The sequence below is a fragment of the Zhihengliuella sp. ISTPL4 genome, assembly GCF_002848265.1.
GTDB lineage: Bacteria > Actinomycetota > Actinomycetes > Actinomycetales > Microbacteriaceae > Microbacterium.
This window is the reverse complement of record NZ_CP025422.1, coordinates 1,497,648-1,522,244: the sequence shown is the minus strand read 5'-3', so window position 1 is coordinate 1,522,244 and position 24,597 is coordinate 1,497,648. Positions and strand designations below refer to the sequence as shown.

The window sequence follows — 24,597 nt, the reverse complement described above, 5'->3', positions numbered from 1 at the left end:
AGCACTGTGCCCAAGATCCTGATCGTCGGCGGAGGCTACGCAGGTTTCTACACCGCGTGGAAGCTCGAGAAGCACCTGCGCAAGGGTGAGGCCGACGTGACCATGGTCGACCCGCTGCCGTACATGACGTACCAGCCGTTCCTCCCCGAGGTCGCCGCCGGATCGATCGAGGCCCGCCACTCGGTCGTCGCGCACCGTCGTCATCTGAAGCGCACGCACGTCCTCACCGCCAAGGTGACGAACATCAACCACGCGCAGAAGGTCGCGACCATCACGCCGCCCGTCGGCGAGCCGTACGAGTTCGCGTACGACCAGATCGTCGTCACCGCCGGCGCCGTCTCGCGCACGTTCCCGATTCCGGGCATCGCCGACAACGCCATCGGGCTCAAGACGATCGAAGAGGCCGTCGCGATCCGCGACAAGGTCATGTCCAACTTCGACAAGGCCGCCTCCCTTCCGGCCGGCCCCGAGCGCGACCGGCTGCTGACTGTCGTCGTCGTCGGCGGCGGCTTCGCGGGCATCGAGGTCTTCGCCGAGCTCCGCTCCCTCGCCTCCTCGCTGGTGAGCAAGTACCCGCAGCTGAGCTTCGAGGACACGCACTTCCACCTCATCGAGGCCATGGGGCGCATCATGCCCGAGGTCTCGCTGAAGACGAGCGAATGGGTCCTCAAGGACCTTGCCAAGCGCGGCGCGAACGTCCACCTCGACACCCAGGTGACCGGTGCCATCGACGGCAACGTCGAGCTCTCGACGGGCGAGGTCATTCCCACCGACGTGATCGTCTGGACCGCGGGTGTCATGGCCAACCCGACCGTCGTGCGCGGTGGCGACCTGCCCGTGGAGGAGCGCGGTCGCATTCAGACCCGTGCCGACCTCCGCGTCGGTACGCCCGAGGCGTTCGTCGAGGGCGCCTGGGCCGCGGGCGATGTCTCGGCCGTTCCCGACCTTTCGGGTGGGGGCGTGGGCGGCTTCTGCGTCCCGAACGCGCAGCACGCCGTTCGTCAGGCGAAGCTCCTGGCCAAGAACGTCGTGGCTGTCCTCCGTGGCGAGAGCCCGAAGGAGTACTTCCACAAGAACCTCGGCGCGGTCGCGGGTCTCGGCCTGTACAACGGCGTCTTCCAGTCCGGCAAGATCGCGCTCAAGGGCTTCATCGCCTGGCTCGCGCACCGTGGGTATCACGGTCTCGCGATGCCGACGTGGGAGCGCAAGTGGCGCGTGCTCTGGGGCTGGTGGAACAACCTGTGGCTGGGCCGCGACCTCGTGAACCTGCAGACGGTGCAGAACCCCCGTTACGTCTTCGAGGAGTTCGCCGCCCGCCCGCGTCCCGCCGCACCGGCGGATGCCGCGCCGGCCGCGAAGGCCCCGGCGGCGCAGGCTCCGGCGGCGAAGCCGGTCGCCGCGGCGCCCGCCGCGGAGACGCCGGCCGAGGTGAAGAAGTCGGCGGCCAAGAAGCCCGCTGCCAAGAAGGCCGCGAAGGACTCGGCGGAGGCCACGGCGGTGAAGTGACCAGTCGGTCGTGAGAAGGAGGCCCTGTGCGCGTGAGCGCCGGGGCCTTCTTCCGTTCCCGCCAGCGCCGCGCCGAGTGGCAAGCTAACATTACACATTGTACGCTCACAGGGTGCCCGGAATGGCCGTGCACGACGCCCCGACGCTGCGAGGAGGTACGGTGAGCGCGCACGCGGAAAAGCCGCCGAACGTCAGCGTGTCGATCCGAGCGGCCGTAGGCGAGGTGCGGCGCGCCGAAGAGGTCGCGGCGCAGCTCGAGGGAGTCCCCGTTCGGATCTGTCGGATCGGGGAAGGGCAGGACAACGGGTCCGCCGCGGTCGCGTGGCTGCCATGGACGCGCCGGGCCACCCACCACCTGGTGCTCGACGCGGCGGTGAATCCGCACCCCGATTTCGTGACGCAGGTGCACGATGCCGTGGCGGGGCGACCGCGAGCGGTCCTGACCCTCTTCACGCCCGGTGGAAGCTATCCCTCGCATGCCCTTCGCGTCGCGGCGTTCGCCGGGCGCCCGTGGCTCATGTCACCACCGGCGGAGTCGTCCACCGTCGCCACGGTTCTCCCCGTCAGCGAAGCGGTGGATTTCGCGCGGTACGTTGCGTGCGCGCCCGCCGGAGACGAGGGTGCACTGCTCCACCGCTTCGCCGAGCAGCGCGGGCTCGCCGTGCTCGCGAGCAGCCCGGACCTCGTTCAGGTGCAGCGCGCGGAAGCCCACGCGCAGGCCACGGCCTTCCTCCCCGACGTTGTCGCCCCAGCGGATTGGTGGCGGCGGCAAACCCTTCTCACGCCCCAGCGTTTCTCGGTCGTCCACCCGCGCGACGGTGAGCCGGTGTCGTACGAGGCCCTCGCGGGGACGACGGACGGCTGGCGGCTCCGCGCGCGGCGGGACGTTCCGACGCCGCACGCTCGCCGGTTCACGCGCGTGATGCACGACCGTCTCCTCGGCACCGATGTCGCCCGCAGCGATCTCCGCGCGGCAGCCGTGCTTCTCGGGGCGGCCGGAGTCTTGCGCGACCAGCTTCTCCTCGCCTCGGAGGTGGGGGGCCCGCCCGGTGGCTTCGGTGTCGCGCTGGCCCGGGAGTCGGCGGCGACGCTTCCCGTCGCCACACTGGGGCAGTCCATCCCCGCGGCGACCCGGGCGGACGGGGCCGCGGAACTGCGGAACGCGTTTCGCGCGCTCCGGGACGATATGGCGGAGATCCTCGGCATGCCCCCTGCGGGGCCCGCGCATGGAGCCGATCCATAGGGCCTGGGGCTAGCGTGTCGAGGGCAAGGGGAGTACTCCCGTCTGCAGCGACGTCGTCATGACGGGCATGTCATCGTGCCCCGGCCCGCTGGCCCGCGAGGGTGGAGGAGACCTTGGCACCCGAATCGCGGGCTGCCCGGAACCCTTGTCGTCGACCGACATCGCGGAGAACGGCGGCCCGTCCCACGAAGGGACCCCCATGTCGAAGCTCTCCCGTCTGATCCGCCTCGCCACCGACGCCCTCGATGCGAAGGGCGGCGGCCCCACCGCCCGCTCCGGCGACGAGTCCCGCCCATCGACGGACTGGAGCGGGATGATCCGCGGTGCGATGGACGCCGTGCGCGGCCCTGACGCGCCGGCGACACGCCCGACCGCGCCGGCGACACCGCCCTCGACACCCTCGACCCGTCCCGCCGGGGGACGGCCCGGGGCGGCGGGGACGTATGCGCCGCCGCCTGCGCCCGGCGCCGGCGGCGGGCATGATGCAGCCGCGGCGGACCGGGCGGCGATCGCCCGGTACGACTACCTCCTCCAGACGGCTGACCCGCATCGCATCGAGGAGATCCATCGCGAGGCGTTCGCGCGGCTCACACCGCAGCAGCGCGAGCTCGTGGAGGCTCGCATGCGGAGAGAGCTCCCGGCAGGGGAGCGTCCGCGCTCGTCCTCGGCGGACGACCTGGCTCGCGCTGCCGGACGGGCCGAGGCGATGGAGCCGGGTCGGCTGCGTGGTCTCCTGTCCCGCGCCCGCGGTATCGGTGCCGGAGGGGCGGCGGTCGCCGCCGGCGGCGCGGCGGTCGGCCTGCTGGGCGTGGTCGCGGGTGGAGCCGTCGTCAGCGCGGTGGCGGCGCCGCTGCTGGAGCAGGCGGCCGGGCTCGGTGTCGACTTCGGCGCGATGGCGGAGAACGTCGACCTCGAGGCCCTCGCTTCCGGGGTCGACGTCGATGCCCTGACCGGCGGCGCCGGTGACCTGCTCGGGTCGGCCGGTGAGACGGTGTCCGGTTTCGGCGAGACGGCCACGGGGTGGGGAGAGCGGCTCGGTGATCTCGGCATCCCCGGCATCGGCGACATCCTCGGTCGTTGAGGGGTGCCCCCGCTGGGACTCGAACCCAGACTGCAGCGATTTTAAGTCGCCTGCCTCTGCCATTGGGCTACGGGGGCCGCGCCGCCAGCCTACCGTCGGTGCGGGTCGTGACCCCGCGGGGCTCAGGCCGTAGGGTGGGGGAGTGCTCGACCTCACCGACGAACTGAGCCCCGCCCCGGGTGGCCCCGCGGTCGCGCCCGAGTGGGAGGACCCGGGCCGCTACTGGCCGCGCTTGTCGGCCGCGACCGGGCATCTCCCGGCGCCGGTCGCTGTCATCGACCGCGAGGCGCTGCGCTACAACGCCATGGACCTGCTCGTCCGAGCGGGTGGGCTGCCGATCCGGGTGGCATCGAAGTCGGTCCGCGTGCGCGCGGTCCTGGACGCCGTGCTGCGCCTCCCGGGCTTCCGCGGCATCCTCGCGTTCACGCTGGAAGAGGCGCTCTGGCTCGCCGAGACGCACGACGACATCGTGCTCGGCTATCCGACCGTGGATCGTGCCGGTCTCGAGCGCCTGTGCGCCGACGAGCAGGCGGCGCAGCGCATCACGCTCATGATCGACGACCCCGTGCACCTGGACCTCGTCGACAGCGTGGTGGCCCCCGCGGCGCGCCCTGAGCTCCGCGTGGCCATCGACGTCGACGCGTCCTGGCGATCCGCGCTGCTGGGGCATATCGGAGTCCGCCGTTCGGCTCTCTTCTCCGCGGGCGAGGTCGCCGCCTTCGCGCGGAAGGTCGCGGCACGCCCCGGCTTCCGCCTCGTGGGGTTGCAGATGTACGATGCGCAGATCGCGGGACAGGGCGATGCCGGCCCCGACGGGCCGCTCATCCGTCGCGTCCAGGCCCGTTCGCGTGACGAACTGCGGGAACGGCGGGCAGCGATCGTCGCTGCGGTCGGTGCCGTGTGCCCGCTCGAGTTCCTCAACGGGGGAGGCACCGGTTCCCTGGAGTTCAGCGGCAGCGACGAATCGCTCACCGAGGCCAGTGCGGGCAGCGGCCTTCTCGGCGGGCACCTCTTCGACGGATACCGGTCGTTCCGTCCCGCTCCGGCCTCGGCGTTCGCCTTCGACGTGGTCCGTCGTCCCGCCGACGACATCGCAACGGTCCTGGGTGGCGGATGGATCGCCTCCGGGCCCGCCGTCGCCTCACGACAGCCGCGTCCTGTGTGGCCGGCGAACCTCCGCACACTTCCGCGGGAGGCCGCCGGCGAGGTGCAGACCCCGCTGCAGGGGCCGACCGCCGCGACGCTCGGCGTCGGCGATCGTGTCTGGTTCCGGCACGCGAAGAGCGGCGAACCCGCTGAACGCATCGCCGCGTACCACCTCGTCTCGGGTGACGAGGTCATCGACGAGCTGCCGACGTATCGCGGCGAGGGGAAGGCGTTCCTGTGACGCGGATCGGCGGCACCTGGCAGAACTGGGGCCGATCCGCATCCGTCCGCCCGGTTCGCGTCGAGCGCCCGCGCAGCCCGGAAGGCGTGCAGCGGGCCGTGCGGGCCGCGGTACGGCAGGGCCTGACGATCAAAGCAGTCGGTGCCGGCCATAGCTTCACGGGGATCGCCGTCGCACCCGGCGTGCTCCTGGAGCTGGACGACCTGCAGGGACTCGTGTCCGCCGACGTCGCGAGCGGCACGGTCACCCTCCTCGCCGGCACCCGGCTGCACCGCATCCCGGGCCTGCTCGCGCGCTACGGCCTCGCCATGGAGAATCTGGGCGACATCGATCGGCAGTCCATCGCCGGCGCGATCTCCACGGGGACCCACGGGACCGGCGCGGGCTTCGGCGGCCTCGCCACGCAGGTGGTCGGAGTGACCCTCATCACGGCGGAGGGGGAGTTCCTCCGCATCGACGAACGACACAGCCCGGAGCTGCTGCCGGCGGTCGCCGTGGGTCTGGGGGCACTCGGCATCATCGTCGAGGTGACGCTGCAGTGCGTGCCGACGTTCGTCATGCACGCGATCGACGAGCCGCTGCCCCTGGAGGAGGTGCTGTCCACGATCGACGAGCGGGTGGCTTCTGCCGACCACTTCGAGTTCTACTGGTTCCCACATACGGACGTCGCGCTGACCAAGCGGCAGTCGCGTCTGCCAGAGTCCACCCGACGTCAGCCGCTCCCGCTCGTGGGCCGATGGGTCGACGAGACGCTGCTCGCGAACGGCGTGTATCGCGTCGTCTGCGCGGCGGGACAGGCGGTCCCCGCGATCACGCCTCCGTTCAACCGACTCGCGGTGCGGCTCACCGGGGACCGTGAGTACATCGATGTGTCGAACCGCGTGCTCACGCAGAGCCGGACGGTGCGGTTCCGCGAGATGGAGTATGCACTGCCGGCTGCCGAGGTGGTGCCGGCCTTCCGTGCCCTGCAGGAGCTCATCGCGCAGCGCGACTGGCGCATCGAATTCCCCGTGGAGGTCCGTTTCGCGGCGGCCGACGACCGCTGGCTCTCCACCGCGCACGACCGGCCCAGCGCCTACATCGCCGTCCACCGCTACTGGCGTGCCGACCCGACCGCCTACTTCGGTGCGGTCGAGGAGATCATGCTCGCCCACGGGGGACGGCCGCACTGGGGCAAGCTGCATACGCTGACCCACGAGACGCTGCGCGAGCGCTATCCGCGCTTCGACGACTTCGTGGCGCTGCGGGACCGCCTGGATCCGGATCGCCGCTTCAGCAACCGCTATCTGGAGCGGGTGCTGGGGAGGTGATCCCGGGGCTCGGGGCGCCGCGTCCCCAGTCCACGTGCAGGCACCGCGTCTAGGATGAGAGAAACACGGGAAGGGTGGGGCACTGATGGAATGGCTCGTGCCGGTACTGATCGTCGTCGGGGTGATCCTGCTCGTCGGCGTGTATCTCTGGGCGACGTACAACTCGCTGGTACAGCTGAACGTCCGCGTGGACGAGGCCTGGAGCGGCATCACCGTCCAGCTCAAGCGCCGTGCCGACCTCATCCCCAATCTGATCGAGACGGTCAAGGGCTACGCTTCGCATGAGAAGGCGGTTTTCGAGAACGTCACGCGCGCTCGCGCAGAGACGCTCTCCGCCGGCAGTCCCGGTGAGGCGGGGATCGCCGAGGGCCACCTCCAGCAAGCGCTGCGCAGTCTCTTCGCCGTCGCTGAGGCATACCCGCAGCTGCAGGCCAGCCAGAACTTCCTCCAGCTGCAGCAGGCGCTGGTCGACACCGAGGACAAGATCCAGGCGGCGCGGCGCTTCTACAACGGCGGCGTGCGCGAGCTGAACACCAAGATCAAGGTGTTCCCCAACAACCTCTTCGCGAAGGGGCTCGGCTTCACCGAGCGCGAGTTCTTCGAGGTCGCCGACAGCGGCGCCATCTCGGAGCCACCTCGCGTGCAGTTCTGATCCTCGCCCTCACCACACGGTGAGGGCGAGTTCGTCTGCGGTGACGGCGATGTCTCCCCGGACGCTCCATGCCGTGTTCCGATAGGTGACCGTGCGTGTCGTCCCGTCGTGTCCCACGCCGGTGACCGTCGCCGTGAGGATGCCGTCGTCGGCGGTGAACGCGGCTGAGGTGAGGGTCACTCCGGGGAATCGCTCGACCTGGAACGCGACGTCGGAGAACGCACGGAACTCTGTGCCCCAGGGAAGCCGGATCCCGCAGTTCTCGGGAATCATGCTGCCGCCGGCCGTGCAGTCCTGCAGGTAGGCGTCGAGCTTCTCCTGTGCCGCTTCGGTTGCCGCAGGACGCAGCTCCGCCGCGACCTCGGCGGCGGTGGGGCTACCCGGCAGCACCACGGCCTCGGCGGCGCCCGTGAGCAGCGACGCCGGCGCGGCGGACACGCGATACACCGCGGGGAGCAGGGCGGTCTCCTCGTCTACCGGGACGGCGGCTCCACCGACCTGGACCGCCGTGCCGATCGTCGTCGTGGCGGTGATCGCGCCGAGGCCGGAGCCGTCGACGGCCCACCGGCCGCTCTCCTGCGTGAGCGTGAGGCGCGCCTCCTGGTCGGCACCGCCGAGCCGGAAGGTCACGGTCGCGGACACCGCGCCGTCACGGTCGCGGATGCTGGTGACCTCGGCATCCTCGATGGTCGACGTCGTGCCAGCGAACGCGGTGAGGGCGGTGTCCGACACCGCGGTCCCGGTGGTCGTGACCGCTTCCGGGTCGCCCGACTCCAGCGCTCGGAGGTACGCCAGGGCCGCCTCCTCGGGACTGGGGGAGCGCAGCGCGGACACACCCCACCACACCGCCCCGGCGACCACGAGGATCGCGACGAGTCCGCCGACGACCCACCACCGACGTCGGGTCATGTCGCGCCCTCTCGGACATGGACGTGACGGCGCACCTCGTTCGGAGCGGCCGTGGAGAGGGCCGCGTGCAGGGCAGCGGTCGCGTCGCCCCATCCGGACACGGAGACGCGGGAGAGACCCTGCCATCGCGCGGCGAGCAGGAGCTCCGCGGCGATCGCGTCGGCATCCCCCGGTCGGGCCTGCGGCTCCCACCACGCCGACTGCACCTGGAGGGTCGAGGTGGCGCGATCCGCTTTCAGATCGACGCGCGCGACGATCCGGTCGCCGACCAGCACGGGAAGGGAGTAGTAGCCGTAGCGGCGCTTCGCGGCGGGCACGTAGATCTCGATGCGGTAGTCCAGCGCGAACGCCCGCAGCGCGCGTTCCCGGAACCACACCACGGGATCGAACGGGGTGAGGAGAGCGGCGGTCTCGACCCGTCGCGGGAGCACGGCGTCGCAGTGCCGCCAGGCGGGCAGCGGACGGCCGCCGCGTTCCCAACCGCGGACCGACACGGGTAGCACCTCGCCGGCATCGACGAGGTCGGCGATCGACGCCGTCACCGCGGCTCGGTCGCGGAGGCGGTAGTAGTCCGCCAGGTCTGCCGCGGTGGCGACGCCGCTGGACCGCGCCGCGCGTCGGACGAGCTCACGGATGGCGTCCTCGCGCGAGACCTCCCGGGAGCGGATGCCGTCGGGGATGACCTGCTCGGCGAGCGCGTACGTGCGCTCGAACCCGCGGCGCCCGCTCACGGCGACGTCGCCCGTGCGCCACAGATGTTCGAGGGCGAGCTTGACCTCGTCCCAGTCCCACCACGTGCCGCGCTCCCGCGGGGCGTCGGCGCGGAGGTCGACGGGGCGCAGCGGTCCGCGCGCACGGAGCTCGTCCTGCACCCACTGCACCGTTCGCGCGTTCGTGCGGAGCCAGGAGTCCTCTCCGGCCCAGCGACGCTGGAAGTCCTCCATGCGGAAGCGCCAGAGCGGCCAGTCCTCGACGGGGATGAAGGTGGCCTCGTGGGCGAGGTACTCGACGTAGTGCGTCGTGCGGGAGAGGAAGAGGCGGTCCAGGAGCGCCGGATCGTAGGCCCCGAGCCGGGAGAAGAGCGGGAGGTAGTGCGAGCGGGCGAACACGTTGACCGAGTCGATCTGCAGGACGCCGAGCCGTTCCATCACGCGATGCAAGTGGCGTCCGGACACGGTCGCGGGACGGGCGCGGGTGAATCCCTGCGCGGCGAGGGCGATCCGTCGTGCCTGGGCGGGACTGAGGGTGTCGGTCACGCCGCCAGCGTATCCCCGGTATCGGACATCGTCGCCGTGCGCAAGATACGTCGAAGGGCATACGGCATGACCGTAGACTGAGGCGATGAGCGAGGACCAGCGACCCCGGCTGCGCGATCTGTTCCGTCCGCGCCCCGTGGTGACCGAGCGGACCGTGACGACCGAAGCCGACGAGGCGGTGCCCCTGCCGCTGCGCATCACCGCGAGCTATGCCTGGCGCCTGCTGCTCATCGCGGCGGCCGTCGGCGTCTTCATCTGGCTGGTGATGCTGCTCAAGCTGCTGGTCATCCCGCTCATGGTCGGCATCCTCATCACCGCCCTCCTGTGGCCCGCCTTCTCCTGGATGCTGCGTCGGGGATTCCCGCGCTGGCTCGCGATCGCGATCTCGCTTCTCGGCACGATCGCCATCGTCACCGGACTGATGTGGCTCGTCGTCTGGCAGGTGCGTGCGCAGCTCCCGGATGTGCAGCAGCGCACGACAGAGGCCTTCGATCAGTTCCAGGTGTGGCTGCACGACGGACCGCTCAACCTCTCCGACACCCAGATCGCCGATTACCTGCAGCAGGGCCTCGACTTCGTGAGCGAACAGGCTCAGCTGCTGTGGACCGGGGCGCTCGCGATCGGCACCACGGTCGGGCATGTGGCCACGGGCGCTCTGCTGGCGCTGTTCATCCTCATCTGCCTGCTCGCCGACGGCGCCGGCATCTGGCGCTGGACGCTGCGCATCTTCCCGCGTAAGGCTCGTCCCGCCGTGGACGGCGCCGCGCGCAACGGCTGGACCACTATCGTCAACTACGCGCGGACGCAGCTCTTCGTGGCGACGATCGACGCGATCGGCATCGGCCTCGGCGCCTTCCTGCTGCAGGTTCCGCTCGCACTGCCCGTCGCGGTCCTCGTGTTCCTCGGCTCGTTCATCCCGATCGTCGGTGCGGTCGTGACCGGCGCTGTCGCCGTCTTCCTCGCCCTGGTCTACAACGGACCCTGGATCGCGCTCTGGATGCTCGTCGTCGTGCTGGCCGTCCAGCAGATCGAGGGGCACATCCTCCAGCCGCTGCTCATGGGCTCTGCCGTGAAGGTGCATCCGCTCGCCGTCGTCCTCGTGGTCGCGGGCGGCGCGATGATCGCGGGCATCCCCGGTGCCCTCTTCGCCGTCCCGCTGGCCGCGTTCGTCAACGTCGCCGCGGTGACCATCAGCTCGGGGTCCTGGCGCACCGGTGTCGGGCCGAGCGGAGACCTGATCTGGAGCACAGTTCCGCGTGAGCGGAGACGGAGGAATCGATGAGCGTAGTCCCCAGCCTGACCGAGTTCCAGGACGCGGCTCGAAGTCTGGCTGAGGTGATCTCGCACACCCCGACGCTGCCCTCGCGGGCGCTGTCCGATGCGCTCGGCGCCCCCGTGCTGCTGAAGATGGAGAACCTGCAGCGCACCGGCTCCTTCAAGATCCGCGGTGCCGCCTACCGGCTCTCCCGGCTCAGCGCGGAGGAGCGCGCCCGCGGTGTCGTCGCGGCCTCGGCGGGCAACCACGCGCAGGGCGTCGCGCTGGCCGCGCAGGCCTTGGGCATCCCGGCCACGATCTTCATGCCGCTCGGGGTCCCGGTCCCGAAGCTGCTCGCCACCCGTGGGTACGGCGCCGACGTCGTGCTCGAGGGGGAGACAGTCGCCACCTCGCTGCGACTGGCCGCCGAATTCGCGGAGCGCACGGGTGCTGTGCTCATCCATCCGTTCGACCACCGGGACATCGTCATCGGGCAGGGCACCCTCGGGCTGGAACTGCTGGAGGACGCACCGGAGATCGACACTGTCGTCCTCGGCATCGGCGGCGGCGGCCTGATCGCCGGTGTCGCCGCCGCGGTCAAGGCGAAGGCCGCCGAGCTGGGCCGCACGATCCGGGTGATCGGGGTGCAGGCGGAGAACGCCGCCGCGGTGCCGCCGTCGCTGGAGGCCGGGGAACCGGTCGACATCGTGACGCGGCCGACCATCGCGGACGGCATCCTCGTCGCCCGGCCCGGGGCCGTGCCCTTCGAGATCATCAAGGACCTCGTCGACGAGGTCGTCACGGTGTCCGACGACGACCTCGCGCGTGCGATGCTTGTCCTCCTGGAGCAGGCGAAGGTCGTGGTCGAGCCCGCCGGGGCCGCCGGAGTGGCGGCCATCCTCTCCGGACGCGTGTCGGCGACCGGGACGACGATGGCGGTGCTGTCCGGCGGCAACATCGACCCGCTGCTGCTGCAACGGGTGGTCTCGCACGGCCTCGCCGCCTCCGGTCGATACCTCACGATCCGCATCCCCCTGCCCGACCGCCCCGGGCAGCTCGCGCGTGTGTCCGAGCTCATCGCGGAGGCGGGGGCGAACGTCATCGAGGCGATGCACACCCGTCACGGACACGGGCTGCAGATCAGCGAGGTCATCCTCGAGCTCAGCGTGGAGACCCGCGGGGCCGAGCACTCGGACCACACGCTCGACACCCTCCGTCGCGCCGGCTTCGCGCCGATCGTCGTCCCGGACTGAGGGCGCCCGATACGACGTACCCCCTCGACCGTTGCGGTCGAGGGGGTACGGTTTCCGGTTCCGGGAGCATCAGCCCGTGTAGGTCTCGACCTTCACGATCTCGACGCTGATCGAGCGGCCGTTCGGCGCCTCGTACGACGAGGAGTCGCCGACCTTGAGGCCGAGGATCGCCTGCCCCAGCGGGCTCGCCTCGCTGTAGACGTCGAGGTCGCTGCCGGCGGCGATCTCACGGCTGCCGAGGAGGAAGACCTCCTCACCGCCCGCGACGACCGCGGTCACGACAGTACCCGGCTCGACGATGCCACGGCTGGCGGGGGCTTCGCCGACCTTTGCGGTCTTCAGCAGGGCCTCCAGGGTGCGGATGCGCGCCTCCTGCTTGCCCTGCTCGTCCTTGGCGGCGTGGTAGCCGCCGTTCTCCTTGAGGTCGCCCTCCTCGCGGGCCGCCTCGATGCGCTTGGCGATCTCGTCGCGGCCGACGGTGGAGAGGTGTTCCAGCTCGGCGACGAGCCGGTCGTAGGCTTCCTGCGTGAGGAAGGGGACCTGAGCATCGGTGGACATGACGAAGCTCCTTCTATCGGGATCCCGCCGAGATGCCGCGGGGGATATGCCAAGACGCCCCGGCACGGTGCCGGGGCGTCGTCTGTCTGGGATCAGTCTAGGCGACCCAACAGGTGTTCACCAAACCTGTCGTGGCCTCGGCGACGGTCGGAATGCGCTCCGCCCGGGTGAGGGAGTGGGCGTCCCCGGCCGGGAGTTCCACGACTTTCCAGCCCACCACGCCGAACTCCTCGTCGAGGGCTTCGAGCACGCACACGACGTCCTTGCCCTGCACGCCGGTCACCTGGAATCGCACATCGACGGCGTGCTCGTCCACGAGCTCGAAGCCCAGGTCGTCGGCATCGACGGAATTCATGGACTGACTCACCGTGAACCATCCGAAGACGGCGACCAGGACCACGGCCACGGCGCCGGCCACCCACCACGGCCACCGGCCTCGGCGGGTGCGGCCGTAGCGTTCGTCGAGCGGGAGGGCGGTCGTCACAGGTGGGGTCTTCCGGTCGTTAGGCTGGTGTTAACAGGTTATGCGACCTGCGTACGAAAGGCCGATTCATGCGCTTCCTCTCCGAGACTCCGATGCCGACGCCGTCGATGACGGTGGCTCCGGAGTCGGTCACGCCGGGCTTCGCCGGCTTCGCGGTGATCGTCATCGTGCTCGTCGCCGTGATCCTGCTGATCTGGGACATGAACCGTCGCATCCGCCGGGTGCGGTACCGCGAAGAGGTGCGTGAGGAGCTCGACGCGGAAGAGGCCGCGCGTGCCGCCGAGAGCGCCGCGGACGCCGGTCGCACCGCGCCGGGGGCATCCGCGACGCCCGACGGCGATGAGGAGCCGCGCGAGCGCTGACCCCGGCTCAGGGCGCGCCGAGCGACGGCGACAGCGGGTGCAGGGCGATCAGCAGGCACGCGGTCCAGTGGCACAGGAACGCCAGGACCGTGCACACGTGGAAGATCTCGTGGAAGCCGAAGTGTCCGGGCCACGGGTTCGGCTTCTTCAGCGCATAGACGATGGCGCCGCCCGTGTAGAGCAGACCGCCGACGATCACGAGGACCATCATGGCCACGTTGGCGTCGAGCAGGTCGACGATGTACATCACCGCGGCCCAGCCGAGCAGCAGGTACAGTGCGACGTAGAGCCAGCGCGGCGCGTGGATCCAGAACACGCGGAAGAGGATGCCGAGGATCGCGCCGCCCCAGACCAGGGACAGCAGCAGGACGCCCTTCTCCGGAGGTAGCGCCAGGGTCGCGAGCGGCGTGTAGGTGCCGGCGATGAGCAGCAGGATGTTCGCGTGATCGATGCGCTTCAGGATGCCCTTCACCCGCGGACGCCAGTTGAAGCGGTGATACACGGCCGAGTTCCCGAAGAGCAGCAGCGACGTAGCCATGAAGACCACCGCGGCCCACTTCGCCGCGGCGCCCTGCGACACGGCGACGAGGACGATGCCCGCGACGATCGCGACGGGGAAGGTGCCCGCGTGGATCCAGCCGCGCCAGGTCGGTTTGATCTCGGTCGCCGCATCGGCGGCCGCCGCTTCGAGCAGCGGCAGCTGAGGGACGTCGGCGCCGGTCTGGTCGGAAGTGCTCACGTGCTCACTCTAAGCGGGCGCGCATGCCGCGAACCGTACATGTCCCCAGGTTCTGCACCGGCGCGGAAGGGCGGGGCAGGGTAGCGTAGGTGGGTGATGTCACGCGAGAGCCCGGGGCGTGGGCCGCTGTACCGGCTGTACACCAGCCGGCTGCGTCGTCAGCTCGATCCGGCCTCCGTTCCGCACCACGTCGCGATGATGATCGACGGCAACCGCCGGTGGGCGCGGCAGCTCGGGTTCGACACCGCCGCCGAAGGGCACCGTGCGGGGGCCGCCAAGATGCAGGAGTTCCTCGGGTGGTGCGATGAGCTGGGGGTGCGGGTCGTCTCGCTCTACCTCCTCTCCAGCGACAACCTGCGCAAGCGCGACTCGGCGGAGCTCGCCGACCTCATCGAGATCATCGCGGAGCTCGCGGAAGCCCTGTCGCTGAAGGGGAACTGGCGGGTGAAGCACGTCGGCCGCTCCGACATCCTGCCCGCGGAGCTGGCACGGGTGCTCGCCGACGCGGAGGAGCGGACGAAGCATCACACCGGGCTGCACGTGAACCTCGCGGTGGGCTACGGAGGCCGCAACGAGATCGTCGACGCGGTGCGCAGCATCATCACGAAGCACGAAGCGTCGGGCGGCACGATGGAGGACCTCGCGGCCCAGCTCACCCCGGAGATGATCGGCGAGCACCTCTACACGGGTGGTCAGCCCGACCCGGACCTCGTGATCCGCACGAGCGGCGAGCAGCGCCTGAGCGACTTCTTGCTGTGGCAGAGCGCCCACAGCGAGTTCTACTTCGTCGAAGCGTTGGGTCCCGATCTCCGACAGGTCGACTTCCTCCGCGCGATCCGCGATTTCGCCGACCGGGACCGTCGATTCGGACGGTGAGCCGAGCTGTGCGGGTGCGTGTCAGAATGACCCGGTGAGCACCTTCGACGACTACCTCGGTACTTTCGACGCCGATCCGGGGTATCTGAACTGGGCGGCGTTCGGCCCCGTCTCGCCCTCGGTCCGCGCCGAGGTCTTCGCCGATGCGGACCTCCTCGGCAACGGGCGGCCCTCGTCGCTGGCGCTCGTCGGCGAGCGGATCGCGCAGGCCCAGGACGTCGTCGCCGACCTGCTGGGTGTGCAGGCCGCTGACGTCACGCTGCAGCCGTCGTCGACGCACGGCCTGATGCACGCGCTCTACGGCATCACGGGTGCGGTGGTCGCGAGCACGGCGGAGTTCCCGAGCGTCAGCCTCACCCTGGAGCGCGCGGCGACGGCCTCCGACCGGACGGTGACGCCGCGCTGGATCACGCCCGACGACGGGCGTGTCACGCCCGACGCGGTCGCCGCGATTCTCGACGACGACGTCGTGGCACTGGCCGTCAGCCACGTCGACTTCCGCACCGGCTACCGGGCCGACCTCGCCGCGCTGCGGGACGTCCTCGGGCCCGACCGCCTCCTCATCGTCGACGCCGTGCAGTCCTTCGGCGTGATCGAGACCGACTACACCGTAGCGGACGCCGTCGTCGGGCACGGGTACAAATGGCTGCGTGCGGGCCGCGGCACCGGCTTCGCCTGGTTCTCCCCGCAGGCGCGGGAGCGCATCGCGCCCGTCCTCTCCGGCATCACGGGGACGACGGCGAGCGGGCTGTTCGTCGACGAGCTTCCGGCCCCGGCCGCAGACGCGCGGGCGTACACGGTCAGCATGCCCGACCCGCTCGCGGCGGGCCGGCTGGCGATCGGGGTCCGCGACGTCAGGGACGCGGGGGTGGCGGCCATCGAGGAGCGGGTCGCCGCGCAGGTGGACGCGGTGATCGAGACCGCCGACCGCCACGGGATCGCGGTCGCCTCGCCACGCGAGCGCAGCGAACGCGCGGGGATCGTCGCCCTCGCACCGGAGGACCCTGCCCGCCTCGCGGCGGCCCTCGCGAACGCGGGACTCGTCGTCACGGCGCGCGGCGGGTCGATCCGGGTCGCGCCGCACGCGGGCACCGACGCCGAGACCCTCGCACTGCTCGATGAGACCCTCGGCGCGTTCGGCAAGGAATCGTTCATCGTCCCGTAACGAATCGCTGGCGTGTCTTGTCCGTGGAAAACCCCCGGGCGGTCGTACGGTCAAGGCATCGGGCAAGGCGCCCGGTCGGGTCGGCCTCAGGTTCGCGACTCGTGACCCCCTGGTCGACTCGTTCGAATAGCCGGGAATCCCCGGGTCGGGAGTGGGTCGTGACCACACGTTCAGCGCAGCAGTCCACCAGCACCGCGCAGCAGTCCACCCGTCAGACGACGAGACAGGCCGCGGCCGCAGAACCCGACCAGGATCTGCGCACCTATGTCCTCGACACCTCGGTCCTGCTGAGCGATCCGCAGGCGCTCTTCCGCTTCGCGGAGCACTCCGTGGTCCTTCCGGTGGTGGTCATCACCGAGCTCGAGGGCAAGCGGCACGATCCGGAGATCGGCTACTTCGCCCGCCAGGCGCTGCGCCATCTCGACGACCTCCGCGTCGAGCACGGCCGCCTCGACTTCCCGGTGGAGGTCGGCGAGGGCGGCACCCTTCGCGTGGAACTCGGCAACGCCGACCTCTCGGTGCTCCCGGCCGGGATCCGCCTGAGCGACAACGACAGCCGCATCCTCTCCGTGGCGATGCACCTCGCGCAGGATGGCCAGGACGTGACCATCGTGTCGAAGGACCTCCCGATGCGGGTGAAGGCCGCGTCCCTGGGGCTCCGCGCCGAGGAGTACCTCGCGGAGCAGGCCGTGGACTCGGGCTGGACGGGGATCGCCACCCTCGACCTCTCCGGCGACGACATCAGCGACCTCTACGAGAGCGAGGTCGGGCTCAGCGAGGACGTGCACGGGCTTCCGGTCAACACCGGTCTCATCATCCATTCCGAGCGCGGATCGGCCCTCGGTCGGGTCACCGGCGACGGCGAGTTCCGGCTCGTCCGCGGCGACCGCGACATCTTCGGCATGCACGGGCGCTCCGCCGAGCAGCGCATCGCGATCGACCTGCTCCTCGACCCGGAGGTGGGCATCGTGTCGCTGGGCGGTCGCGCAGGCACCGGCAAGTCGGCGCTCGCGCTGTGCGCGGGGCTGGAGGCCGTGCTGGAGCGCCAGCAGCAGAAGAAGATCATCGTCTTCCGTCCGCTGTTCGCCGTGGGCGGCCAGGAGCTCGGGTATCTGCCGGGCGACCAGGGCGAGAAGATGAACCCCTGGGGTCAGGCGGTGTACGACACCCTCGGCTCCGTGGTCTCGGGGAACGTCATCGATGAGGTGGTCGAACGCGGACTCCTGGAGGTGATGCCCCTCACCCACATCCGCGGACGGTCCCTGCACGACGCCTTCGTGATCGTGGACGAGGCGCAGTCTTTGGAGCGGAACGTGCTCCTCACGGTGCTCAGTCGCATGGGACAGAACTCGCGCGTCATCCTCACCCACGACGTCGGGCAGCGGGACAACCTGCGGGTCGGCCGGCACGACGGCATCGCGAGCGTCATCGAGACCCTCAAGGGACACGGCCTCTTCGGCCACGTCACCCTGACCCGCTCGGAGCGCTCCGCGATCGCCGCCCTCGTCACCGACCTCCTGGAGGGCGGCGAACTGAGCTGACCCGTCACCTGCACGATACGGAGCCGGAGACGACGGATGCCGCGGGGACCGAGGTCCTCGCGGCATCCGTGTCGGGCGTGGATCAGCCCGGGTGGGTCATCGACAGCAGGTCGAGCTTCTCGTCGAGCTGCTCGAGGGTGAGCTCGCCGCGCTCGACGTAGCCGAGGTCGATCACGGCGTCGCGCACCGTGATGCCCTTGGCCACCGAGTGCTTCGCGATCTTCGCCGCAGCCTCGTAGCCGATCAGCTTGTTCAGCGGGGTCACGATCGACGGGCTCATGCCCGCGAAGGCGGCGGCGCGGTCGAGGTTCGCCTGCAGGCCGTCGATGGTCTTGTCGGCGAGCACCCGGGAGGCGTTCGACAGCAGACGGATCGACTCGAGCAGCGCGGTGCCCATGACCGGGATGGCGACGTTCAGCTCGAACGAACCGGAGGCCCCGGCCCAGGCGACGGTCGCGTCGTTGCCGATGACGCGCGCGCACACCATCAGCACGGCCTCGGGAACGACCGGGTTCACCTTGCCCGGCATGATCGACGACCCCGGCTGCAGGTCGGGGATGTGCAGCTCGCCGAGGCCGGTGTTGGGACCGGAGCCCATCCAACGCAGGTCGTTGTTGATCTTCGTCAGCGAGACCGCGATGGTGCGGAGCGCGCCGGAGGCCTCGACGAGACCGTCACGGTTGGCTTGCGCCTCGAAGTGGTCCTTCGCCTCGGTGATGGGCAGCTCGGTCTCGGCTGCGAGCAGCTCGATGACCTTCTGCGGGAAGCCGAGCGGCGTGTTGATGCCGGTGCCGACGGCGGTGCCGCCCAGGGGTACCTCGGCCACGCGGGGGAGCGCCGACTGCACGCGCTCGATGCCCAGGCGGATCTGGCGGGCGTAGCCGCCGAACTCCTGGCCGAGCGTGACGGGCGTCGCGTCCATGAGGTGCGTGCGGCCGGACTTGACCGCGTCCTTCCAGAGTTCCGCCTTGGCCTCGAGTGCGACCGCGAGGTGGTCGAGCGCCGGGATCAGGGTGTCGATGAGCGCCTGCGTGACCGCGATGTGCACCGAGGTCGGGAACACGTCGTTCGACGACTGGGAGGCGTTCACGTGGTCGTTGGGGTGCACGGTCGAGCCGAGGATGCGGCTCGCGAGCGTCGCCAGGACCTCGTTCATGTTCATGTTCGACGAGGTGCCGGAACCGGTCTGGTAGGTGTCGACCGGGAACTCGCCGTCGTGGCTGCCCGCGGCGACCTGGTCGGCGGCCTGGGCGATGGCGTCGGCGATGGTGCCGTCGAGCGTGCCGAGCTCCTTGTTCGCCAGCGCGGCGGCCTTCTTGATGCGCGCGAGTGCGGCGATCTGCGTGGACTCCAGGCCCTTGCCGGAGATCGGGAAGTTCTCCACAGCGCGCTGCGTCTGCGCCCCGTAGAGCGCGTTCACGGGCACTCGCACCTCACCCATGGTGTCGTGTTCGATGCGGTACTCGGTGTCGGTCATTCCGAACCCTCCTTGGTTGCGGGGTCGATCCCCTCGGCTTCGATGCCGACCGTGATGACGGGCGCTGCCTCACCCTCGGCCAGACGATAGTTGGCGCCGACGATGCCGAGACGGCCCTCGGCGACGGCGTTGCTGATGATCTCGGACGACTGCAGCAGGTCGTTGACGGTGTTGCGCAGGTGCTCACGTCCGACGAGCTCCGCATCGATGTCCGCCACCGTGCCGCCGCCGCTCTCCGCGAGGACCTTGCGCGCGGCCGGGACGATCGGCGCGATGAGCTTCCAGATGTGCGGAGGCAGCGGATCGGCGTCGATGGCCGTGCCGTCGATGGCGGCGCGCACCGCACCGCAGGAGTCGTGCGCGAGCACCACGATGAGCGGTACCTCGAGGACGGCGACCGCGTACTCCAGGCTGGCCACGATCGACTCGCCGATCACCTGTCCGGCGTTCCGCACGACGAAGAGGTCGCCGAGGCCGAGGTCGAAGATGATCTCGGCGGCGAGACGGGAGTCCGAGCAGCCGAACAGCGTCGCGACGGGGTGCTGGGCTGCGGTGAGGTCCTTGCGGCGGTCGACGTTCTGGTTCGGGTGCTGGGGCTCGTCGCGGACGAAGCGACGGTTGCCGTCCTGCATCTGCTTCCAGGCGGCGGCGGGGGTCAGCGGGTGGGTCATCGGGCCTCCGAGACGGTGCGGATCTGGGGGATGAGCGACTCCGCGAGCTCGGCAGTGGAATCCGCCGAGCGGGAGCCGTAGAGGAGCACGTAGTCGTCGCCGGCCTGGGTGCCGAGGGCGTACGTGACGTTCGCCTCGGCGCCGGCGGAACCGGGCTGATAGACGTCCCACTCCCGGCCGCCGATGCGCACGGTGTCGGTCGGGGCGATGCCGTTCAGGCGCTGCGGAGCCCAGGAGGCGTCGGCGTCGAAGGCCTGGGCGAGCTTGATGAACCCGCGCTCGTCCTGTGCCGCGGGCGCGAGGGTGACCTCCCAGACGACGGGGGCTCCGCTCTGGAGCTCGGCGGCGTTCACCCGCCAGAACTCGTCGGCTTCGGGAACGATCGCCGGGCTGCCCAGGGACGACTCGACGTCCGCGGCGATGGCGGCCACGTCGATCGGCTTCGCGGCGACCGGCTCGCCGCGGGGAACGAGCGCGATGATGACGACGACGACCGCGAGGGTCACCACGAGGGCGGCGACGAGGTTGCGGACGGTCTGGCTCGACCGATACGCCTTGCTCGACGCGGCCTTGCGCGCGGCCGTCTCGTCCGGGGTCTCCGGTCGACCGAGGTCGGCGTTGATCGCGGGGCCCTTGCTCATGACGCGTCGCTCTCGTCGGTGGTGGCGGTGCGAGCGGCCTCGAGGCGGCGCTTCGCGCCGAGCAGCCACTCCTCGCAACGGGCGGCCAGGGCCTCGCCGCGCTCCCAGAGGGCCAGCGAGTGTTCGAGGGTCGGTGCCCCCTGTTCGAGCTCGGCGACGACCCGCACGAGCTCGTCGCGGGCCGCCTCGAACGACAGCGTATCCACGGGGGTGTCGTTCACGGCGCTCACTCCTCCATCCTACGTCGTGCCCCGGACGCCTCCTGCTCAGGCGCCTTCTGCGATCTCGCCCTCCGAGCGCACCGCGACCGACCCTCGGTCCACCGTGAGCGTGAGCGCGCTGCCCACGGGGGCGTCCGCCGCGTCGCGGAGGATCACGCCGCCTTCGAGGTGGGCGATGGCGTAGCCGCGGGCCAGCGTCGCGGCGGGGGAGAGGGCGCGTAGCGAGGCGCGCAGTTCGCTCGTCCGCCGGCCGGCGTCGTCGAGCTGCCGGCTCACGGCGTCGCGGCCGCGGGCGAGGAGTAGGAAGGTCTCCTGGGCGCGCGTGTCGATGATCGGATCGGGGGAGCGCAGCACCGGACGGGAGCGCAGCTGCTCGAGCTGGGCGATGTCGTGCGTGAGGCGCTGGGTGAGGCGAGTGGTGGCGCGGGACCGCAGTTGCGCGATGAGCGCGCGCTGCTCCCCGACGTCCGGGACGACGCGCTTGGCGGCGTCGGTCGGCGTCGAGGCGCGGAGATCCGCGACGTCGTCGAGGAGCGGGTGGTCGTTCTCATGGCCGATGGCGCTGACCACCGGCGTCGATGCCGCGGCGACGGCTCGGACGAGGCGCTCGTCGCTGAAGCCGAGGAGGGTCTGCGGGTCGCCACCGCCGCGGGCGATGATGATCACGTCGACTTCGGGGTCGGCGTCGAGACGGGCGAGCGCGGCGAGGGTGTCCGGCACGCAGCGATCGCCCTGCACAGCGGCGTACGCGGTCTTGAAGCGGACCTGCGGCCAGCGCAGCTCGGCGTTGCGGTGCACGTCTTTCTCGGCGTCGGAGCGCTCGCCGGTGATGAGACCGATGACGTGGGGGAGGAACGGCAGGCGCTTCTTGCGCGCGGCGTCGAAGAGGCCCTCCTGGCGGAGCTGTACCCGCAGCCGCTCCAGACGCTCGAGCTGGTCGCCGAGCCCCACGTGCTTCATCGCCGAGACCGCGAAGCTGAAGTCGCCGGAGCGGACGAAGTAGTCGGCCTTGACAGCGGCGACGACGTGATCGCCCACGCCGAGGTCGGTGGGGATGCGGCCGCGCACGCTCGACCAGACGCGGATGGAGATCTGCGCGTCGGAGCGGGTGTCCTTGAGGCGGGCGAAGACGTTGCCGGCGCGGACGTTCCAGGAAGTGATCTCGCCCTCGACCCAGACGGTGTTCCAGCGCGCCACGAAGTCGCGGATGGTGGCGTTCAGTCGGGCGACCGACGTCGGCGCCTGCGCCGTGGAGTCGCGCGGGGCGACGGCATCAGCCGGCGGCGTCTCGCCCGGTCCTGTCGTCGCTTCGAAGACTGTCATCTGCTTCCGTTCCTGCCTGCGCACTCACCGGCCCCGTCCAGCCGCGCGACGGTAGAATCGAGGGGTGACTTCGACTGCCGTTCATCTTCCCGCTCCTCGCATCCCACGAGTGCGCGCCGCGGCCGGGCGGCTTCAGGATAACCCGGTGCCCGGACACAAGCGCGTCCTGCTCGCCGCCCCCCGCGGATACTGTGCAGGGGTGGACCGCGCGGTGGTCGCTGTGGAGAAGGCGCTCGAGCGCTACGGGGCCCCCGTGTACGTCCGCAAGCAGATCGTGCACAACATCCACGTCGTGACGGAGCTCGAGGCCAAGGGCGCGATCTTCGTCGAGGAGGTCGACGAGGTGCCCGAGGGTGCCCATGTCGTCTTCAGCGCGCACGGTGTCTCTCCGGCCGTCGTCAACGCCGCATCCGACCGCGGCCTGCACGCGATCGACGCCACCTGCCCGCTCGTGACCAAGGTCCACCGCGAGGCCGTGCGCTTCGCGAGGGACGATTTCGAGATCCTGCTCATCGGCCACGACGGTCACGAAGAGGTCGAGGGCACCGCAGGGGAGGCCCCGGACCACGTCACGGTCGTCAACTCCCCGGAAGAGGCCGACACCGTGCAGGTGAAGGACCCGTCGAAGGTCGTGTGGCTGTCGCAGACGACGCTCTCCGTGGACGAGACCATGGAGACGGTGAACCGGCTCCGCACGCGCTTCCCGGAGCTGCACAATCCGCCGTCCGACGACATCTGCTACGCCACGCAGAACCGACAGGTCGCCATCAAGAAGGTCGCCCAGGGGGCCGATCTCGTGATCGTCGTCGGCTCCGCCAACTCGTCCAACAGCGTCCGTCTCGTCGAGGTCGCCCTCGAGTACGGGGCCAAGGCCGCCTACCGCGTGGACTACGCCGAGGAGATCCGCCAGGAGTGGCTGGACGGGGTGGAGACCGTGGGCGTCACCAGCGGCGCCTCGGTGCCCGAGGTCCTCGTGCGTGAGGTCCTCGACGCGATCGGTGACGCGGGGTACCGCGACGTGGAAGAGGTCAAGACGGCGGAGGAGGATCTCATGTTCTCTCTGCCGAAGGAGCTCCGTCAGGACGCCTCGGGACAGCGCGACGCGCGCGCCCTGGGCGGCCGCGCCTCCGCAGGAGGAGGCGCGTAGCGGTGAACGCCGCGGAGGCGGAGCCGACCCTCATCGGGTCCGTGCAACGCGCGCTCCGCCTCGTCGACATCGTCGCGAACTCCCCGCGCCCCCTTCCGGCGAAGATGCTCTCGTCCATCACGGGGCTCACGCCGGGGACGACCTACAACCTGGTGCGCACGCTCGTGCACGAGGGGTATCTGAGTGCGGAGCCGGACGGTCTCGTGCTGGGGAGCCGCTTTCCCTCCTTTCAGCAGCAGATCGACTCCCGCGGGGTGTTCCTCGCCCGCGTCCGCGCCGCGCTGCGCTCGGTGACGGAGGACGTCGGCGCCACGGCCTACCTGTCCCGGTACGCAGACGGGGAGATGCACCTCGTCGACATCGTGGATGCCGTGCGGAACCCGCGCATCGAGCTCTGGGTCGGACTGCACGCCAGTGCCCACGCGACCGCGCTCGGCAAGCAGATCCTCGCCGCGCTCTCCGAGGAGGACCGCCTGGACTACCTCTCCCGGCACCGGCTCGAGGAGCTCACGCCACGGACGATCAGCGATCGGCGGACGCTCCTGACCCAGCTCGAGCAGACCCCGGGATGGGCGGTCGACCGGGAGGAGTACGCGATCGGTGCCACGTGCGTCGCGGTGCCCGTCATCGCCCCGGGAGTGATCGCGTCGCTCGCGGTCTCCCTGCCCGCCGACCAGGCCGTCGTCAACCGGAGGCTGGTGTCGAACCTGCAGCGCGCCGCGCGGCGCCTGTCGCTCCAGCTCGGCGCGGAATCGCTCGATGCAGGCGGCCCGGATGCAGAGTTCACCATCTGAATTACGTGCCCTGGTGCGGGCTACTCGGGTTCCCTATGATCGAAGACGTAGCGGCTGACAACGCCCTACTGATCGCCTACGGCGTCCCCAGCGCCGGCGACCAACGGGATGAGGAGCGTCCCCAGCGCTCCCGTCCGCGGCCCCGAGAAGTCCCCACTTCTCCGGGGCCGCTATTGGTTGGGCCGGTTCCTGAGCGGGCCGCTGAGCCGCTGCGGATACCATGGCGGGATGACCGACCAGCGCCCCCGTTACGGGGAATTCGCCACGCCAGAGGAGCAGCGGGAGGCGGCGGGTCTGCCGCCCGTGGTGGAGGTCGTCAGCCCGTCGGCTCCCGTTTCGGACCCCGCGCCGGCGGTGCCTGCTCCGGCGCGACCCTCCTCGGTCGACCGGTTCGCGACGATCGCGCTACTCGCCTACGGTCTGGTCAACGTCGTCGTCACCGGCCTGTCCTATCTGGACATCGTTCCGGTCATGAACCAGACCATGACGATGCTCGGCATCGACGGGGAGTTCACGAACTACGCCGCCGGCCGGCTGTGGGGCACGATCGCGGCGATCGTGCTGGCGGTCGGTTGGTGCGTCACGGCGGCCCTGTCGATCCGTCGCCTCCGACGCGGTCGTCTCACGTGGTGGCTCCCGATCGTGGGAGCGGTCGTCACGATCGCCATCGCCGCCTTCTGCCTCGTCGTGCCGATGATGGGCGACCCGGCCTTCATCGCCTACCTCGACCAGGCGGCGCGCTGACT

The 24,597-nt window shown here is 70.7% G+C and carries 25 protein-coding genes and 1 tRNA gene; 15 read left to right on the top strand and 11 right to left on the bottom strand.

Annotated features, from left to right (window positions below; translation table 11 throughout):
• The first annotated feature begins 6 nt into the window (after positions 1-6).
• From CYL12_RS07330 to CYL12_RS07320, 3 genes are all read left to right on the top strand, one after another.
• On the top strand, positions 7-1,506 hold the full coding sequence (locus CYL12_RS07330) for an NAD(P)/FAD-dependent oxidoreductase (RefSeq protein ID WP_101846833.1): 1,500 nt from the start codon (positions 7-9) through the stop codon (positions 1,504-1,506).
• Between the two features lie 160 nt (positions 1,507-1,666).
• The gene (locus CYL12_RS07325; RefSeq protein WP_158297120.1) at positions 1,667-2,749 is read left to right on the top strand and encodes a hypothetical protein; all 1,083 of its coding nucleotides are present in this window, start codon (positions 1,667-1,669) and stop codon (positions 2,747-2,749) included.
• Positions 2,750-2,948: 199 nt separating this feature from the next.
• Positions 2,949-3,830 (top strand): cation-transporting ATPase, encoded by an 882-nt coding sequence (locus tag CYL12_RS07320; protein WP_101848712.1) that lies wholly within the window; start codon positions 2,949-2,951, stop codon positions 3,828-3,830.
• Between the two features lie 4 nt (positions 3,831-3,834).
• Here the strand turns inward: CYL12_RS07320 and CYL12_RS07315 are convergent.
• Positions 3,835-3,907 (bottom strand) — tRNA-Leu (locus tag CYL12_RS07315).
• 65 nt (positions 3,908-3,972) lie between these two features.
• On the opposite strand from CYL12_RS07315, the gene CYL12_RS07310 reads away from it, so the two are divergent.
• From CYL12_RS07310 to CYL12_RS07300, 3 genes are all read left to right on the top strand, one after another.
• Positions 3,973-5,217, top strand: coding sequence for a type III PLP-dependent enzyme domain-containing protein (locus tag CYL12_RS07310; protein WP_101846829.1), 1,245 nt, complete (start codon positions 3,973-3,975; stop codon positions 5,215-5,217).
• Positions 5,214-6,527 carry a D-arabinono-1,4-lactone oxidase gene (locus CYL12_RS07305; protein ID WP_101846827.1) on the top strand — a complete coding sequence of 438 codons (1,314 nt, stop codon included), beginning with the start codon at positions 5,214-5,216 and terminating at the stop codon, positions 6,525-6,527. Before CYL12_RS07310 ends, CYL12_RS07305 begins: the two co-directional genes overlap by 4 nt.
• A gap of 85 nt (positions 6,528-6,612) precedes the next feature.
• Complete coding sequence (locus tag CYL12_RS07300) at positions 6,613-7,179, top strand: LemA family protein (protein ID WP_025103933.1); 567 nt, start codon at positions 6,613-6,615, stop codon at positions 7,177-7,179.
• Between the two features lie 9 nt (positions 7,180-7,188).
• Here CYL12_RS07300 and CYL12_RS07295 read toward each other — a convergent pair whose 3' ends face one another.
• On the bottom strand, positions 7,189-8,088 hold the full coding sequence (locus CYL12_RS07295; protein ID WP_101846826.1) for a hypothetical protein: 900 nt from the start codon (positions 8,086-8,088) through the stop codon (positions 7,189-7,191).
• Complete coding sequence (locus CYL12_RS07290; protein ID WP_101846824.1) at positions 8,085-9,344, bottom strand: winged helix-turn-helix domain-containing protein; 1,260 nt, start codon at positions 9,342-9,344, stop codon at positions 8,085-8,087. Before CYL12_RS07290 ends, CYL12_RS07295 begins: the two co-directional genes overlap by 4 nt.
• Positions 9,345-9,429: 85 nt before the next feature.
• On the opposite strand from CYL12_RS07290, the gene CYL12_RS07285 reads away from it, so the two are divergent.
• A complete protein-coding gene (locus tag CYL12_RS07285; protein WP_101846822.1) occupies positions 9,430-10,626 on the top strand; it encodes an AI-2E family transporter in 1,197 nt (398 codons plus the stop codon).
• Positions 10,623-11,852, top strand: coding sequence for a threonine ammonia-lyase (gene ilvA / locus CYL12_RS07280; protein ID WP_101846820.1), 1,230 nt, complete (start codon positions 10,623-10,625; stop codon positions 11,850-11,852). Before CYL12_RS07285 ends, ilvA begins: the two co-directional genes overlap by 4 nt.
• A 69-nt stretch (positions 11,853-11,921) precedes the next feature.
• Here ilvA and greA read toward each other — a convergent pair whose 3' ends face one another.
• Positions 11,922-12,410, bottom strand: a complete 489-nt coding sequence (greA, locus tag CYL12_RS07275) for a transcription elongation factor GreA (protein ID WP_101846818.1) — start codon at positions 12,408-12,410, stop codon at positions 11,922-11,924.
• A gap of 97 nt (positions 12,411-12,507) precedes the next feature.
• The gene (locus CYL12_RS07270) at positions 12,508-12,894 is read right to left on the bottom strand and encodes a DUF4307 domain-containing protein (protein WP_101846815.1); all 387 of its coding nucleotides are present in this window, start codon (positions 12,892-12,894) and stop codon (positions 12,508-12,510) included.
• 68 nt (positions 12,895-12,962) lie between these two features.
• Between CYL12_RS07270 and CYL12_RS07265 the strand changes: the two genes are divergently transcribed.
• Positions 12,963-13,256 (top strand): hypothetical protein, encoded by a 294-nt coding sequence (locus CYL12_RS07265; RefSeq protein WP_075245488.1) that lies wholly within the window; start codon positions 12,963-12,965, stop codon positions 13,254-13,256.
• 7 nt (positions 13,257-13,263) lie between these two features.
• Here CYL12_RS07265 and CYL12_RS07260 read toward each other — a convergent pair whose 3' ends face one another.
• Complete coding sequence (locus CYL12_RS07260; RefSeq protein ID WP_101846813.1) at positions 13,264-13,995, bottom strand: PAQR family membrane homeostasis protein TrhA; 732 nt, start codon at positions 13,993-13,995, stop codon at positions 13,264-13,266.
• A gap of 96 nt (positions 13,996-14,091) precedes the next feature.
• Between CYL12_RS07260 and CYL12_RS07255 the strand changes: the two genes are divergently transcribed.
• The 3 genes from CYL12_RS07255 (at position 14,092) to CYL12_RS07245 (ending at position 17,577) form a co-directional block, all read left to right on the top strand.
• Positions 14,092-14,871, top strand: a complete 780-nt coding sequence (locus CYL12_RS07255; RefSeq protein ID WP_101846811.1) for an isoprenyl transferase — start codon at positions 14,092-14,094, stop codon at positions 14,869-14,871.
• A gap of 34 nt (positions 14,872-14,905) precedes the next feature.
• Positions 14,906-16,036, top strand: coding sequence for an aminotransferase class V-fold PLP-dependent enzyme (locus tag CYL12_RS07250; RefSeq protein WP_101846809.1), 1,131 nt, complete (start codon positions 14,906-14,908; stop codon positions 16,034-16,036).
• A 254-nt stretch (positions 16,037-16,290) separates the two neighbouring features.
• Positions 16,291-17,577 (top strand): PhoH family protein, encoded by a 1,287-nt coding sequence (locus CYL12_RS07245; protein ID WP_233486886.1) that lies wholly within the window; start codon positions 16,291-16,293, stop codon positions 17,575-17,577.
• An 82-nt stretch (positions 17,578-17,659) separates the two neighbouring features.
• Here the strand turns inward: CYL12_RS07245 and CYL12_RS07240 are convergent, their stop codons facing one another.
• The 5 genes from CYL12_RS07240 to xseA are packed head-to-tail and all read right to left on the bottom strand — an operon-like array spanning position 17,660 to position 21,910.
• Positions 17,660-19,054, bottom strand: coding sequence for a class II fumarate hydratase (locus tag CYL12_RS07240; RefSeq protein ID WP_101846805.1), 1,395 nt, complete (start codon positions 19,052-19,054; stop codon positions 17,660-17,662).
• The gene (locus tag CYL12_RS07235) at positions 19,051-19,725 is read right to left on the bottom strand and encodes a carbonic anhydrase (RefSeq protein WP_025103947.1); all 675 of its coding nucleotides are present in this window, start codon (positions 19,723-19,725) and stop codon (positions 19,051-19,053) included. Before CYL12_RS07235 ends, CYL12_RS07240 begins: the two co-directional genes overlap by 4 nt.
• Complete coding sequence (locus CYL12_RS07230; RefSeq protein WP_101846803.1) at positions 19,722-20,366, bottom strand: DUF4245 family protein; 645 nt, start codon at positions 20,364-20,366, stop codon at positions 19,722-19,724. The genes CYL12_RS07235 and CYL12_RS07230 overlap by 4 nt, the downstream gene beginning before the upstream one ends.
• Positions 20,363-20,596 carry an exodeoxyribonuclease VII small subunit gene (locus CYL12_RS07225; RefSeq protein WP_060922691.1) on the bottom strand — a complete coding sequence of 78 codons (234 nt, stop codon included), beginning with the start codon at positions 20,594-20,596 and terminating at the stop codon, positions 20,363-20,365. The genes CYL12_RS07230 and CYL12_RS07225 overlap by 4 nt, the downstream gene beginning before the upstream one ends.
• Positions 20,597-20,632: 36 nt before the next feature.
• The gene (gene xseA, locus CYL12_RS07220) at positions 20,633-21,910 is read right to left on the bottom strand and encodes an exodeoxyribonuclease VII large subunit (RefSeq protein WP_101846800.1); all 1,278 of its coding nucleotides are present in this window, start codon (positions 21,908-21,910) and stop codon (positions 20,633-20,635) included.
• A 100-nt stretch (positions 21,911-22,010) separates the two neighbouring features.
• Here xseA and CYL12_RS07215 point away from each other — a divergent pair, with 100 nt between their 5' ends.
• The 3 genes from CYL12_RS07215 (at position 22,011) to CYL12_RS07205 (ending at position 24,595) form a co-directional block, all read left to right on the top strand.
• A complete protein-coding gene (locus CYL12_RS07215) occupies positions 22,011-23,057 on the top strand; it encodes a 4-hydroxy-3-methylbut-2-enyl diphosphate reductase (RefSeq protein WP_167627867.1) in 1,047 nt (348 codons plus the stop codon).
• 2 nt (positions 23,058-23,059) lie between these two features.
• On the top strand, positions 23,060-23,851 hold the full coding sequence (locus tag CYL12_RS07210) for an IclR family transcriptional regulator (protein WP_101846797.1): 792 nt from the start codon (positions 23,060-23,062) through the stop codon (positions 23,849-23,851).
• Between the two features lie 228 nt (positions 23,852-24,079).
• On the top strand, positions 24,080-24,595 hold the full coding sequence (locus CYL12_RS07205) for a DUF6264 family protein (protein WP_101846794.1): 516 nt from the start codon (positions 24,080-24,082) through the stop codon (positions 24,593-24,595).
• Positions 24,596-24,597 lie beyond the last annotated feature (2 nt).

Coding starts and splice junctions, on each gene's coding strand:
- CYL12_RS07205 (WP_101846794.1), top strand. CDS start 24,080: ATGACCGACCAGCGCCCCCGTTACGGGGAATTCGCCACGCCAGAGGAG.
- CYL12_RS07235 (WP_025103947.1), bottom strand. CDS start 19,725: ATGACCCACCCGCTGACCCCCGCCGCCGCCTGGAAGCAGATGCAGGAC.
- xseA (WP_101846800.1), bottom strand. CDS start 21,910: ATGACAGTCTTCGAAGCGACGACAGGACCGGGCGAGACGCCGCCGGCT.
- ilvA (WP_101846820.1), top strand. CDS start 10,623: ATGAGCGTAGTCCCCAGCCTGACCGAGTTCCAGGACGCGGCTCGAAGT.
- CYL12_RS07320 (WP_101848712.1), top strand. CDS start 2,949: ATGTCGAAGCTCTCCCGTCTGATCCGCCTCGCCACCGACGCCCTCGAT.
- CYL12_RS07255 (WP_101846811.1), top strand. CDS start 14,092: ATGTCACGCGAGAGCCCGGGGCGTGGGCCGCTGTACCGGCTGTACACC.
- CYL12_RS07265 (WP_075245488.1), top strand. CDS start 12,963: ATGCGCTTCCTCTCCGAGACTCCGATGCCGACGCCGTCGATGACGGTG.
- greA (WP_101846818.1), bottom strand. CDS start 12,410: ATGTCCACCGATGCTCAGGTCCCCTTCCTCACGCAGGAAGCCTACGAC.
- CYL12_RS07285 (WP_101846822.1), top strand. CDS start 9,430: ATGAGCGAGGACCAGCGACCCCGGCTGCGCGATCTGTTCCGTCCGCGC.
- CYL12_RS07240 (WP_101846805.1), bottom strand. CDS start 19,054: ATGACCGACACCGAGTACCGCATCGAACACGACACCATGGGTGAGGTG.
- CYL12_RS07230 (WP_101846803.1), bottom strand. CDS start 20,366: ATGAGCAAGGGCCCCGCGATCAACGCCGACCTCGGTCGACCGGAGACC.
- CYL12_RS07295 (WP_101846826.1), bottom strand. CDS start 8,088: ATGACCCGACGTCGGTGGTGGGTCGTCGGCGGACTCGTCGCGATCCTC.
- CYL12_RS07300 (WP_025103933.1), top strand. CDS start 6,613: ATGGAATGGCTCGTGCCGGTACTGATCGTCGTCGGGGTGATCCTGCTC.